A 12450-nucleotide genomic window follows, 5' to 3' on the forward strand; every position below is an offset into this window, starting at 1 on the left:
CGCGGCCACCTTCTCCCTCTGGAAACCATGAAAGTTGGCTACGCCCGCGTCTCCACCGATGAGCAGAACCTCGACCCCCAGGTCCGGGCCCTGCACAGCGCAGGCTGTGACATTCTGTATACCGACCACGGCGTCTCCGGCGCCGTCTTCGACCGCCCAGGCCTCTCCCGCGCCCTGCGCCGCCTCAAGCCCGGCGACACCCTCGTCGTCTGGAAGCTCGACCGCCTCGGCCGCTCCCTCAAGTCCCTCGTGCAGATCGTGGCCGCCCTCGGCCGCCGACGCGTGCAGTTCGCCTCCCTGTCCGAGTGCATCGACACCGGCACCCCGGGCGGCATGCTCGTCTTTCACATGATGGGCGCCCTCGCCGAGTTCGAACGCTCCCTCATCAGCGAACGCACCAAGGCCGGCATGGCCTCCGCCAAGAGCCGCGGCAGCCATGTCGGCCGGCCTCGCGCCCTCTCCGACGATCAGCTCGACGAACTGCTGCTCGAGCTGCAGCACCAGCCCCTGGAGCAGGTCGCGCAGCGCATGGGCGTGCATCCCAGGACCTTGCAGCGTTATGTGAATTCAATCACCGGTGACCCCGCCCAGACGAGCTGAGCTCAGGCCCCGCCCGTATCCGCGTGCATCCGCGTGCATCCATTCAAGCCCTTCTGACCCCTCGCTCGGGAAAGCCAAACCCAGGATGCGCTCTGGCGCCTCAAGTCGCTGGCTAGGGTTAGGTTCGTCACGCGGTACGCCGGGGAAGCTTGTGATGCCGGGACTGCCGCTCCCGGCGGATGGCGGGGGTCGGAAGCACCATCGATGCTCCTCTGGGACGCCGACGGCCGGCAGTAGTACGCTGCACCGTTTGACACCCATTCGCTGCAGCGGCTAGAGTGTCATCGGTGGATCGGCGAGAGGAGATCTACGTGGGGTCAACTGTGCGGCTTTGCCCGAGGTTGTCCGCTGGTTGAGGTGCCTTACGACCTTTTTGGCGCGTTGGGCGGCGTACTTGCTTGCTGCAATTCGATTGCGAACTAAGTTTGCAGTTTGAAAAGCTGTCAAGCGCCGTCATAACGCACATCCCGTACAAGGGCTCCGGGCCCGCGCTGCTCGACATGGTGGCGGGCAATGCGGACGTGATGTTCGACAACCTGCCTTCGTCCATGCAGCAGATCAAGGCCGGCAAGCTCAAGGCGCTGGCCGTGACCAGCAGCCAGCGCTCGGCCGCCCTGCCCGACGTGCCGACCGTGGAGGAGGCTGGCGGACCCTCGCTCAAGGGCTATGAAGCCAGCTCCTGGTTCGGCCTGCTGGCGCCGGCCGGCACTTCGCCTGAGATCGTGCAGCGCATCCAGCAGGAAGTGGCCAAGTCGCTGGCCACCGCTGCCGTCAAGGAGAAGATGCTGGCCCAGGGTGCCATCCCTGGCGGCAACACGCCTGCGGCCTTCGCGCAGCACATCGAGCGCGAGCATGTGAAGTGGGCCCAGGTGGTGAAGGCCTCGGGCGCCAAGGTCGACTGACCGCGCCGCCATGAAAAAGGCCGCATGCGATGCATGCGGCCTGATTTCTTCGGGGTGAGGGATCGAACGGGCTCAAGCGCCCCAGACGATGTCCTTGCCCTCGCCGTGCGATTCCTTGAGCATGTGCAGCAGCGGCGTGACCCGCTGATGCAGCGACACATGTTCCTGCTCGGCACGTGCGTCGTGGTCCTCGACGGCATGGGCGTCGTGGTTGCCATGACTGGCCATCTTGGCTTCATTGGCAACCGCGGCCTCCAGCGCCGAAATGGCGGCGGGCATCTGGTCCACCGTGATGACGCCGGGCGCGCCGGGCGTCTTGCCGATGATCTCGAGAAGATGGCGGGCGCTCGGTTCGAGCATCACCACGTCGGCCGAAGCCTGGGACTTGAAGCGGTACAGCATGCGGGTACTCCTTTTCGCACTTGTTTGTTGTTGTGACCTGCGCCCATGGCCGCGGTTCCCGGGCCACGCATTTACGCCGTTGCTACCGCGGCGCGTACATGTAATCGCGCGAGAAAGGGTATAGCGACTGGGCGCCGCGCATGGCGTGGGACGAAATCTTGCCGTCGGGTCGGGCCGACAGCATTTGATGCAAGGCGATCCATCCCTGTTCGAAGCTCATCGCGCAACCCGCAAGGTAGAGGCGATAGGCCCGCAGGATGCGCCCGCCACGCTCGGCACCTGCGGTGACTTCAAGCACTTCGCGCGCCTTGTCGAGTTGAGCCTCAAGGGCGTCGGACCAGGCCCAAAGCGTGCGGGCGTAATGCGGCCGCAGATTCTCGGTATCGACCATCTCCAGACCTGCGTGCGCCGTCTCGCGCAGCACGGTCGTCACGTGCAACAACTCTCCGCCCGGGAAGATGTACTTTTCGATGAAGTCCCCCATGCCCGCGCCCAGTTGACGGTAGTCGAGCTGGCCCGAGGTGATGCCATGCTGCAGCGTCAGGCCTCCAGGCGCGAGCAGCTTACGCACATCCTGGAAATAGGTTCCCATGTTGGCACTGCCCACATGCTCGAACATTCCCACGGACGAGATCTTGTCGAAAGGCTGCTCGGCTGAGAGTTCACGATAGTCCATGAGGCGGACGCGCACCCGGCTCTCCAGGCCCCGCAGCGCAATCAGCTTCTCCACATGCGCATGCTGGTTCTTCGACAGGGTGATGCCGGTGGCATCCACGCCGTAGTGCTCCGCCGCCCACAGCAGCAGTCCGCCCCAGCCCGAGCCGATGTCGAGGTAGCGCTCGCCCGGCTTCAGGCGCAGCTTGCGGCAGATGTGGTCGAGCTTGGCCTCCTGCGCCTGGGCCAGCGTCATCGCCTCGTCGCGGAAGTACGCGCACGAATACACGCGGCGCGGATCGAGCCAGAGGGCGTAGAAGTCGTCGGAAACGTCGTAGTGAAACTGGATCTGCTCGGCGTCGCGTCGCAGCGTGTGCGAGCCACGGGACTTGGCGTTGCGCAGCAGGCGCGTCCACCAGCCGGTGTCGCTTTCCACCGGGTTGTCGGGCATGAGCGCGGCGGCAGCGGCCATCAGATCGCGCATGGAGCCTTCGATCTCCACGCGGCCTTCGACATAGTCCTCGCCCACACTGCCGATCTGCCGCGCAGCGAGCTTGGCCAATCCGGTCCAGCTCGAGAAACCCAGCCGCACCTTGGCGCCAGGGGTGTCGATGCGGTGGCCGTCGGGCAAGCGCAGCGATACAGGAATGGGGAGAGAAACGAGTTGAGACTCGATCTTCTGAACCAGGCTCTGCATGGCGAGCCATTGTGCAGAAAGTTTCCGAATTGTGCAGACGCGCACGCGCCCCGCGCGCTCTCGGCTGCAAACGGACAAAAAAAGGGCCTTCCGAAGAAGGCCCTTGAATTTGGTTGCGCGAGGAGGATTTGAACCTCCGACCTTTGGGTTATGAGCCCAACGAGCTACCAGACTGCTCCATCGCGCGTCGAAGAATAGATTATATGTCAGTCTTGCGAAGTTTGCACGTCTTGTTCGTCAGAAATTTCCGGACGATCGACGAGCTCGACCAGCGCCATGGGTGCGTTGTCGCCAACACGGAAGCCCATCTTCAGGATGCGCGTGTAGCCACCCGGGCGAGCCTGGTAGCGCGGGCCCAGTTCGTTGAAGAGCTTGACGACGTTGTCGCGGTTGCGCAGGCGGTCGAACGCCAGGCGCTTGTTGGCGACGGTGGGGTTCTTGGCCAGCGTGATCAGCGGCTCCACGACGCGGCGCAGTTCCTTCGCCTTGGGCACGGTCGTCTTGATGGCTTCGTGCTCGATCAGCGAGTTGGACATGTTGCGCAGCATCGCGAGGCGGTGCGAGCTGGTGCGGTTGAGTTTGCGAAGACCGAGGCCGTGACGCATGGTGATTTCCTTTTGACTTTAGTTGATCGGGGCAGCCGGATCAGGTACTGCCCCGTGGAGCGAGAAGCCCGAGGACTTCTCAGCGCTTGTCGAGGCCGGCCGGTGGCCAGCTTTCGAGCTTCATGCCAAGGGTCAGACCGCGCGAAGCGAGGACTTCCTTGATTTCGTTGAGCGACTTTCGACCCAGGTTCGGGGTCTTGAGCAGCTCGTTCTCGGTGCGCTGGATCAGATCGCCGATGTAGTAGATGTTCTCGGCCTTCAGGCAGTTGGCCGAGCGCACGGTCAGTTCCAGCTCATCGACAGGGCGCAGCAGGATCGGGTCGAACTGCTGAGCACTGCGCTGGGCAGGCTGCTCGAACATGCCGGTCAGCTCGCCGCCTTCCAGCTGCGCGAAGACGGCCAGTTGCTCGACCAGGATCTTGGCCGAGGCGCGCACGGCATCTTCGGCGGTGATCGCACCGTTGGTCTCGATCTCGACCAGCAGCTTGTCCAGGTCGGTGCGCTGCTCGACGCGGGCGCTCTCGACGGTGTAGCTCACCCGCTTGACGGGCGAGAACGACGCGTCGAGCACGATGCGGCCGATCGACTTGGTCGGCTCGTCCGCATAACGGCGCATGGTGCCGGGCACGTAGCCGCGGCCCTTCTCGACCTTGATCTGCATGTCCAGCTTGCCGCCTTGCGACAGGTGGGCGATGACATGCTCGGGATTGATGATCTCGACGTCGTGCGGCGTCTGGATGTCGGCGGCCGTGACCGGACCTTCGCCTTCCTTACGCAGGCTCAGCGTGACCTCGTCGCGGTTGTGCAGCTTGAACACCACGCCCTTGAGGTTGAGCAGGATGTTCACGACGTCTTCCTGGACGCCGTCGATCGACGAGTACTCGTGCAGCACGCCGGCGATCGTCACTTCCGTGGCTGCATACCCCACCATCGACGACAGCAGAACGCGGCGCAGCGCGTTGCCGAGCGTGTGGCCATAGCCGCGCTCGAAAGGCTCGAGCGTGACCTTCGCCTTGTTGGCAGCCAGTTGCTCGACCTGGATGGTCTTGGGTTTCAGCAGGGTGGTTTGCATGCGGACTTCCTCTCAATACCCCCGGCTCGTTACACCGGTAAGGCTGGTGAAGTGCCCGCCTCGAATGCCTTCGAGGGGGTACAAAAACATTCAAGGGTGGCGCTGCGCGGCAGCGCCACCGGTCGCCTCTGGGTCTCGCTTTAACGCGAGTAGAGTTCGACGATCAGCGATTCGTTGATGTCAGCGCCGAATTCGTCACGGTCCGGGGCCTTCTTGAAGGTGCCTTCGGCCTTGTCGATGCTCACTTCGACCCAGCCCGGAATGCCGACCTGCTGGGCCAGTTGCAGCGCCTCGATGATGCGGGCCTGCTTCTTGGACTTCTCGCGAACGGCCACGACGTCACCGGCCTTCACCAGGTAGGACGGGATGTTGACCGACTGGCCGTTCACCGTGATCGCCTTGTGCGACACCAACTGGCGCGCTTCGGCACGGGTCGAACCGAAGCCCATGCGATAGACGACGTTGTCCAGACGGCACTCGAGCAGCGACAGCAAGTTGGCGCCGGTGTTGCCCTTGCGGCGATCGGCTTCGGCGAAGTAGCGGCGGAATTGCTTTTCCAGCACGCCATACATGCGCTTGACCTTCTGTTTCTCGCGCAGTTGCAGACCGAAGTCGGAGGTGCGCTGACCCGAGGTACGGCCGTGCTGGCCGGGCTTGGAGTCGAACTTGGCCTTGTCCGCGATGGAGCGGCGGGCACTCTTCAGGAACAGGTCGGTGCCTTCACGGCGGGAGAGTTTGGCCTTGGGGCCGAGGTAACGTGCCACGGTATTTTCCTTGTGGTTTCTGCCGCGAGCATTGCTGCCGCGGGAGCCATCAGTCGTTTCGGTCGATGGCGGTGGGCTTGTGAAAAGCGAGAACGCAAAAACGCGCAGACCGCCCGGAGGCGGACTGCGCAGGCGGCCTCACCTCAGATGCGACGACGCTTCTGGGGACGGCAGCCGTTGTGGGGCACCGGGGTCACGTCGGAGATCGACGTGATGCGGATGCCCAACGCAGCCAGTGCGCGCACCGAGGATTCGCGACCCGGGCCGGGGCCCTTGATCTCGACGTCCAGGTTCTTGATGCCTTGCTCGACAGCGGCGCGGCCGGCCACTTCGGAAGCCACCTGGGCAGCGAAGGGCGTCGACTTGCGCGAACCCTTGAAGCCTTGGCCACCCGAGGAAGCCCAGGACAGCGCGTTGCCCTGGCGGTCGGTAATGGTGATGATCGTGTTGTTGAACGACGCATGCACGTGCGCAATGCCGTCCGCAACGTTCTTGCGGACCTTCTTGCGCACACGCTGTGCGGCGTTGTTGGCAGGAGCTTTAGCCATGCTGTTCTCTCTTTACTTCTTCAGGGCCTGGGCAGCCTTGCGCGGACCCTTGCGGGTACGGGCGTTGGTGCGCGTGCGCTGACCACGCATCGGCAGACCGCGACGATGGCGGAAGCCGCGGTAGCAGCCGATGTCCATCAGGCGCTTGATGTTCATCGTGGTTTCACGACGCAGGTCACCCTCGATCGTGAATTGGGCGATCTGGTCGCGGATCTTTTCGAGATCGGCGTCCGTCAGGTCCTTGATCTTCTTGGCGTAGTCGATGCCGCAGGCTTCGCAGATCTTGCGAGCGCGGGTACGGCCGATGCCGAAGATTGCCGTCAGGCCGATCTCGGCGTGCTTGTGCGGCGGGATGTTGATGCCAGCAATACGTGCCATGTGCGTCCTCTAGAACTCTCGAATCAACCCTGGCGCTGCTTGTGGCGCGGGTCGGTGCAGATCACGCGCACCACACCCTTGCGGCGGATGACCTTGCAATTGCGGCAGATGGGCTTGACCGATGCCGAAACTCTCATTTCATTTCTCCTAACTCTTACTGTGGCGACCCTAGGACGCCCGAAACACGATGTGCGTGCCCGGCTCGTCGCGGCAGGGCGTTCACTCGACCTTGCGTTCAACCACCCAACGTCGTCTTGAAGTTGGCCTTCTTGAGCAGCGATTCGTACTGCTGCGACATCAGGTAGTTCTGCACCTGGGCCATGAAGTCCATCGTCACGACCACCAGGATCAGCAACGAGGTACCGCCGAAATAGAACGGCACGTTGTACTTCAGGATCAGGAACTCCGGCAGCAGGCAGACGAAGGTGATGTACACCGCGCCAGCCAGCGTCAGACGCAGCAAGATCTTGTCGATGTAGCGGGCGGTCTGGTCACCAGGACGGATCCCGGGGATGAACGCACCGCTCTTCTTCAGGTTGTCGGCGGTCTCGCGGCTGTTGAACACGAGCGCCGTGTAGAAGAAGCAGAAGAACACGATCGCTGCTGCGTACAGCAGCGTGTAGATCGGCTGTCCCGGGGCCAGCGCAGAAGCGATGTCCTTGAGCCAGCGCATGCTGTCGCCAGTGCTGAACCAACCCACCACCGTTGCGGGCAGCAGGATGATGGACGAGGCGAAGATCGGGGGGATCACGCCAGCCATATTCAGCTTCAGCGGCAGGTGCGAAGCCTGTCCACCATAGACCTTGTTGCCCACCTGACGGCGCGCATAGTTCACCAGGATCTTGCGCTGTCCGCGTTCGACGAACACCACGAAGTAGGTGACCAGCACGACCAACGCCACGATGAACAGGGCCACGATCACGCTCATGGCGCCGGTACGCACCAGCTCCAGCAACCCGCCGATCGCATTGGGCAAGCCCGCAGCGATACCGGCGAAGATGATGATCGAGATGCCGTTGCCCAGGCCCCGCTCCGTGATCTGCTCACCCAGCCACATGAGGAACATGGAACCGGCCGTCAGGCTCACCATCGCGGTGAACCGGAAGCCGAAACCAGGTGCCACCACCAGGCCGGGAGACGCCTCCAGCGCCACAGCGATGCTGAAAGACTGGAAAAGAGCCAAACCCAGCGCGCCATAACGGGTGTACTGCGTGATCTTGCGGCGGCCGGCCTCGCCTTCCTTCTTCAATTGCTCGAAGGAGGGAAGGACATAGGTCATCAGCTGCATGATGATCGATGCCGAGATGTACGGCATGATCCCCAGCGCGAAGACCGTGAAGCGCGACAGCGCACCACCCGAGAACATGTTGAACAGGCTCAGGATGCCGCCCTGCTGACCCTGGAACAGCTGAGCCAGCTGGTCCGGGTTGATGCCGGGAACGGGGATGTGCGCGCCGATACGGTACACCACGAGGGCGAGCAGCAGAAAGACCAGCCGGCGACGCAGGTCGCCGAACTTGCCGGTCTTCGCGAGCGTTGCCGCGTTGGTTGCCACTGTGCTGCCTTGCTTTCGCGTCTGGATCAGGCGACGGAGCCGCCGGCAGCCTCGATGGCGGCCTTGGCACCCGCGGTCGCACCGACACCCGTCAGCTTGACGGCCTTCGTCAGTTCACCAGCCTTGATGACCTTCACCACCTTGGCCAGCTGACCCACCAGGCCGGCTTGCTTCAGTGCCAGGACATCGACTTCGGCCAGGCCCAGCTGCTCCAGCGCGGCGAGGGTGACCTCGGCGTTGAACTTCAGCGAAGCCGACTTGAAGCCACGCTTGGGCAGGCGGCGCTGCAGCGGCATCTGGCCGCCTTCGAAACCGACCTTGTGGAAGCCACCGGCACGCGACTTCTGGCCCTTGTGGCCACGACCTGCGGTCTTGCCAAGGCCAGAGCCGATGCCACGGCCCACACGGCGCTTGGCGTGCTTCGCGCCCGCTGCGGGCTTGATGCTGTTGAGTTCCATGTCAGAGCACCTTCACCAGGTAGGCGATCTTGTTGATCATGCCGCGCACGGCGGGCGTGTCCTGCAGCTCGCTCACGCTGTTGAGCTTGCGCAGGCCCAGGCCGCGCACGGTGGCGCGGTGCGACTGCTTCGTGCCGATGGGGCTGCGAACCAGCTGGACCTTCACGGTCTGTTGTTGCGTCGTCATTGCGTCTCTCCTGCTCAGGCGAAGATCTCTTCGACCGTCAGGCCGCGCTTGGCAGCGACTTCCGAGGCGGTGGTCGAGTTCTTCAGCGCGTCGAGCGTGGCGCGAACCATGTTGTAGGGGTTCGACGAGCCATGGCTCTTGGCCACGACGTCGGTGATGCCCATGACTTCGAACACGGCACGCATCGGGCCGCCGGCGATGATGCCGGTACCCTTGGGAGCCGGGGACATCATCACGGTGGAGGCGCCATGGTGGCCGGTCACTTCATGGTGCAGGGTGCCATTCTTGATCGACACCTTCATGAGGTTGCGGCGGGCTTCTTCCATCGCCTTCTGCACGGCGGCGGGCACTTCCTTCGACTTGCCCTTACCCATGCCGACGCGACCGTCGCCGTCACCCACCACGGTGAGTGCCGCGAAACCCAGGATACGACCACCCTTCACCACCTTGGTGACGCGGTTGATCGCGATCATCTTCTCGCGCAGACCGTCCTCGGGACCTTCGTTCTGCGTTCTTGCCTGAATCTTTGCCATCTTGAATTCCTGTTCTGCGCGGGCGCTTAGAACTGCAGGCCGGCCTCGCGGGCGGCTTCGGCGAGAGCCTTGACACGGCCGTGGTAGGCGAAGCCTGCACGGTCGAAGGCCACCTTCTCGACGCCGGCGGCCTTGGCCTTCTCGGCGATGCGCTTGCCAATGATGGTGGCGGCGGCGGCATTGCCACCCTTGCCAGCACCACCCAGCGAGGCGCGCACTTCGGCTTCGGCCGTGGAGGCCGTGGCCAGCACCTTGGCGCCGTCGCCAGAGATGACGGTGGCGTAGATGTGCAGGTTGGTGCGGTTCACCATCAGACGCGCGACGCCCTGCGTGGCAATGCGGATGCGGGTCTGGCGGGCGCGGCGCAGGCGCTGTTCCTTTTTGGTCAACATCATGCGGCCTCTTACTTCTTCTTCGTTTCCTTGATCACGATCTTCTCGTCCGCATAGCGGATGCCCTTGCCCTTGTAGGGCTCGGGAGAGCGGACCGCGCGGATCTCGGCAGCCACCTGGCCGACGCGTTGGCGATCGGCACCCTTGATCACGATTTCCGTGGGGGTCGGGGTGGCGACGGTGATGCCGGCAGGCATCTCGATGTTGACCGGGTGCGAGTAGCCCACGGCCAAGTTGAGCTTGGTGCCTTGGGCAGCAGCCTTGTAGCCCACGCCCACAAGCGTCAGCTTCTTCTCGAAGCCCTTGCTCACACCCAGCACCATGTTGTTGACCAACTGGCGCACCGTGCCGCTCATCGCGTTCGATTCACGCGACTCGTCGGCGGGCACGAAGGTCAGCTTGCCATCATTGGCCGACACCTTCACCAGCGCGTTGGCCGGGATGGACAGTTGGCCACCAGCGCCCTTGACGCTGATCTGGTCGCCCTTGATCTGCACGTCCACGCCTGCGGGGACGGTGATCGGCATTTTTCCGACTCGGGACATTGTTCAGCTCCTCCGTCTTAGGCCACGTAGCACAGCACTTCGCCGCCGACGCCGTTTGCACGGGCCTTGCGGTCGGTCATCACGCCTTGCGGGGTAGTGACGATGGCCACGCCCAGACCATTCTGGACCTTGGGGATCGCGCCGGCACCCTTATAGACGCGCAGGCCAGGGCGGCTCACACGCTCGATGCGCTCGATCACCGGACGACCGGCGTAGTACTTCAGCGAAATCTCGAGGTTCGTCTTGCCGTCTTCCGTCTTGACCTGGAAGCCGTCGATATAGCCCTCGTCCTTCAGCACCTGTGCGATCGCGATCTTCACCTTGGAAGACGGGACCGACACGGTGGGCTTCGCGACCATCTGCGCATTGCGGATGCGCGTCAGCAGGTCGGCGATGGGATCACTCATGCTCATGTTTCTTGCTCCTGCCTGGCTTACCAGCTGGCCTTGGTGACGCCGGGGATCTCGCCGTCGAAGGCGAGTTCGCGGACCTTGGCACGGGCCAGACCGAACTGGCGGAAGGTGCCACGGGGGCGGCCAGTGATTTCGCAACGGTTGCGCTGGCGGGTGGGGTTCGCGTTGCGCGGCAGCTTCTGCAGCGCCAGGCGGGCGGCGGCACGCTCTTCGTCGCTCTTCTTCGCGTCGTTGGCGGTCGCCTTCAGTTCATCGTACTTCTTGGCGTACTTGGCGGCCAGCTTGTCGCGCTTCAGTTCGCGCTGGATCAAAGCAACTTTTGCCACAGGGTCACCTTTAGTTCTTGAAGGGGAAGCGGAAGCCCTGCAGCAGCGCCTTGGCTTCTTCGTCGGTCTTGGCGGTCGTCGTGATGCTGATGTTCAGACCACGCAGCGCATCCACCTTGTCGTACTCGATCTCGGGGAAGATGATCTGTTCCTTGACGCCGATGTTGTAGTTGCCGCGGCCGTCGAAGGCCCGGCCGGAGATACCGCGGAAGTCACGCACGCGGGGCAGGGCCACGGTGACGAAACGGTCCAGGAACTCGTACATCTTCACGCCGCGCAGGGTGACCATGCAGCCGATGGCCTGGCCTTCGCGGATCTTGAAGCCGGCGATGGCCTTCTTGGCCTTGGTCACGACGGGCTTCTGGCCGGCGATCTTGGTCAGATCGGCAACGGCGTGGTCCATGACCTTCTTGTCCGCCACGGCTTCGCTCACGCCCATGTTCAGCGTGATCTTGGTCAGGCGGGGGACCTGCATCGGCGACTTGTAGCCGAACTTCTCGGTCAGTTCTTTCGCGATCTTTTCGCGGTAGTGTTGTTGCAGACGGGCCATGGTGTACCTCAGGCAGCCTTGATTTCTTCGCCGCTGGACTTGAAGACGCGCACGCGCTTGCCGTCCACCAGCTTGATGCCGACGCGATCGGCCTTGCCGGTCGCGGCATTGAAGATGGCCACGTTGGATTGATGGATGGGCATGGCCTTCTCGACGATGCCGCCGGTCGTGCCCTTCATGGGGTTCGGCTTGGCGTGCTTCTTGACGAGGTTCACGCCCTCGACGACCACGTGTTCTTCACCGGCGCGCAGGCTGACAGTGCCTTGCTTGCCCTTGTCGCGGCCGGCGATCACGATGATCTTGTCGCCCTTGCGAATCTTGTTCATGGCGTTGTCCTTCTTACAGAACTTCGGGGGCCAGCGAGACGATCTTCATGAACTTCTCGGTACGCAGCTCGCGCGTCACGGGTCCGAAGATGCGGGTGCCGATCGGCTCCAGCTTGGCATTAAGCAGGACGGCGGCGTTGCCGTCGAACTTGACGAGCGAACCGTCGCCACGACGGATGCCCTTGGCGGTGCGCACCACGACGGCGTTGTAGATCTCGCCCTTCTTGACGCGACCACGCGGCGCAGCTTCCTTGACGCTCACCTTGATGACGTCGCCGACGCTGGCGTAGCGACGCTTGGAGCCGCCGAGCACCTTGATGCACAGGACGGACTTCGCACCCGTGTTGTCGGCCACTTCGAGCCGGGATTCAGTCTGGATCATTGCTAGTAGTTCCCAACTTGTACCGTTGAGGCCAGACGTCCGGCAATGCACCGGCGCGAAAAACCTGTTCGGTCAGTCTTGGGCCCGTCGTCGGCGCACACAAAAAAGCCGTAAGGCGCTTCTGCTGATTGCACGCGTCCGTCTGGGCGGAAAGAGTTCGC

General features: G+C 63.4%; 20 protein-coding genes, 1 tRNA gene and 1 pseudogene. 2 read left to right on the forward strand and 20 right to left on the reverse strand.

Annotated elements, in window-relative coordinates:
• Positions 1-27: 27 nt before the first annotated feature.
• Positions 28-600 carry a recombinase family protein gene (locus ACT54X_RS12790; protein ID WP_476346895.1) on the forward strand — a complete coding sequence of 191 codons (573 nt, stop codon included), beginning with the start codon at positions 28-30 and terminating at the stop codon, positions 598-600.
• 461 nt (positions 601-1061) lie between these two features.
• Positions 1062-1502: pseudogene (locus ACT54X_RS12795) on the forward strand (Bug family tripartite tricarboxylate transporter substrate binding protein); the annotation flags it as partial.
• A gap of 72 nt (positions 1503-1574) precedes the next feature.
• Here ACT54X_RS12795 and ACT54X_RS12800 read toward each other — a convergent pair.
• From ACT54X_RS12800 to rplN, 20 genes are all read right to left on the reverse strand, one after another.
• Entirely contained in the window at positions 1575-1904 is a 330-nt protein-coding gene (locus ACT54X_RS12800) for a DUF1840 domain-containing protein (RefSeq protein WP_294368346.1), read from the reverse strand.
• An 82-nt stretch (positions 1905-1986) separates the two neighbouring features.
• Positions 1987-3255 (reverse strand): class I SAM-dependent methyltransferase, encoded by a 1269-nt coding sequence (locus ACT54X_RS12805; RefSeq protein WP_354320394.1) that lies wholly within the window; start codon positions 3253-3255, stop codon positions 1987-1989.
• A 110-nt stretch (positions 3256-3365) separates the two neighbouring features.
• A tRNA-Met gene (locus tag ACT54X_RS12810) sits at positions 3366-3442 on the reverse strand.
• A gap of 19 nt (positions 3443-3461) precedes the next feature.
• Entirely contained in the window at positions 3462-3860 is a 399-nt protein-coding gene (rplQ, locus tag ACT54X_RS12815) for a 50S ribosomal protein L17 (RefSeq protein WP_294368205.1), read from the reverse strand.
• Positions 3861-3939: 79 nt separating this feature from the next.
• Positions 3940-4932 (reverse strand): DNA-directed RNA polymerase subunit alpha, encoded by a 993-nt coding sequence (locus ACT54X_RS12820; protein ID WP_017758445.1) that lies wholly within the window; start codon positions 4930-4932, stop codon positions 3940-3942.
• Between the two features lie 140 nt (positions 4933-5072).
• Positions 5073-5696: a 30S ribosomal protein S4 gene (gene rpsD, locus ACT54X_RS12825; RefSeq protein WP_017758444.1), complete on the reverse strand. Its 624-nt coding sequence runs from the start codon at positions 5694-5696 to the stop codon at positions 5073-5075.
• Positions 5697-5839: 143 nt separating this feature from the next.
• Positions 5840-6244 carry a 30S ribosomal protein S11 gene (gene rpsK, locus ACT54X_RS12830; RefSeq protein ID WP_017760904.1) on the reverse strand — a complete coding sequence of 135 codons (405 nt, stop codon included), beginning with the start codon at positions 6242-6244 and terminating at the stop codon, positions 5840-5842.
• A gap of 12 nt (positions 6245-6256) precedes the next feature.
• Positions 6257-6622, reverse strand: a complete 366-nt coding sequence (rpsM, locus tag ACT54X_RS12835) for a 30S ribosomal protein S13 (protein WP_017760905.1) — start codon at positions 6620-6622, stop codon at positions 6257-6259.
• Between the two features lie 23 nt (positions 6623-6645).
• Complete coding sequence (gene rpmJ / locus ACT54X_RS12840; RefSeq protein WP_017760906.1) at positions 6646-6759, reverse strand: 50S ribosomal protein L36; 114 nt, start codon at positions 6757-6759, stop codon at positions 6646-6648.
• 98 nt (positions 6760-6857) lie between these two features.
• Positions 6858-8177: a preprotein translocase subunit SecY gene (gene secY, locus ACT54X_RS12845; protein ID WP_017760907.1), complete on the reverse strand. Its 1320-nt coding sequence runs from the start codon at positions 8175-8177 to the stop codon at positions 6858-6860.
• A 26-nt stretch (positions 8178-8203) separates the two neighbouring features.
• Positions 8204-8635: a 50S ribosomal protein L15 gene (gene rplO / locus ACT54X_RS12850; RefSeq protein WP_017760908.1), complete on the reverse strand. Its 432-nt coding sequence runs from the start codon at positions 8633-8635 to the stop codon at positions 8204-8206.
• A gap of 1 nt (position 8636) precedes the next feature.
• The gene (gene rpmD / locus ACT54X_RS12855) at positions 8637-8822 is read right to left on the reverse strand and encodes a 50S ribosomal protein L30 (RefSeq protein ID WP_017760909.1); all 186 of its coding nucleotides are present in this window, start codon (positions 8820-8822) and stop codon (positions 8637-8639) included.
• A gap of 14 nt (positions 8823-8836) precedes the next feature.
• The gene (rpsE, locus tag ACT54X_RS12860) at positions 8837-9355 is read right to left on the reverse strand and encodes a 30S ribosomal protein S5 (RefSeq protein ID WP_017760910.1); all 519 of its coding nucleotides are present in this window, start codon (positions 9353-9355) and stop codon (positions 8837-8839) included.
• Positions 9356-9381: 26 nt separating this feature from the next.
• Positions 9382-9747, reverse strand: coding sequence for a 50S ribosomal protein L18 (gene rplR, locus ACT54X_RS12865; RefSeq protein ID WP_043117689.1), 366 nt, complete (start codon positions 9745-9747; stop codon positions 9382-9384).
• A gap of 11 nt (positions 9748-9758) precedes the next feature.
• Entirely contained in the window at positions 9759-10292 is a 534-nt protein-coding gene (rplF, locus tag ACT54X_RS12870) for a 50S ribosomal protein L6 (RefSeq protein ID WP_234193091.1), read from the reverse strand.
• A 17-nt stretch (positions 10293-10309) separates the two neighbouring features.
• Positions 10310-10705: a 30S ribosomal protein S8 gene (gene rpsH, locus ACT54X_RS12875; protein WP_017760913.1), complete on the reverse strand. Its 396-nt coding sequence runs from the start codon at positions 10703-10705 to the stop codon at positions 10310-10312.
• Positions 10706-10725: 20 nt separating this feature from the next.
• Positions 10726-11031, reverse strand: a complete 306-nt coding sequence (rpsN, locus tag ACT54X_RS12880; RefSeq protein WP_043117682.1) for a 30S ribosomal protein S14 — start codon at positions 11029-11031, stop codon at positions 10726-10728.
• A gap of 10 nt (positions 11032-11041) precedes the next feature.
• The gene (gene rplE, locus ACT54X_RS12885) at positions 11042-11581 is read right to left on the reverse strand and encodes a 50S ribosomal protein L5 (RefSeq protein ID WP_234193092.1); all 540 of its coding nucleotides are present in this window, start codon (positions 11579-11581) and stop codon (positions 11042-11044) included.
• 8 nt (positions 11582-11589) lie between these two features.
• The gene (rplX, locus tag ACT54X_RS12890) at positions 11590-11907 is read right to left on the reverse strand and encodes a 50S ribosomal protein L24 (protein ID WP_017760916.1); all 318 of its coding nucleotides are present in this window, start codon (positions 11905-11907) and stop codon (positions 11590-11592) included.
• A gap of 13 nt (positions 11908-11920) precedes the next feature.
• Positions 11921-12289, reverse strand: a complete 369-nt coding sequence (gene rplN, locus ACT54X_RS12895) for a 50S ribosomal protein L14 (RefSeq protein ID WP_017760917.1) — start codon at positions 12287-12289, stop codon at positions 11921-11923.
• Positions 12290-12450 lie beyond the last annotated feature (161 nt).

The sequence above is a fragment of the Pseudacidovorax sp. DMC4 genome (assembly GCF_056314265.1).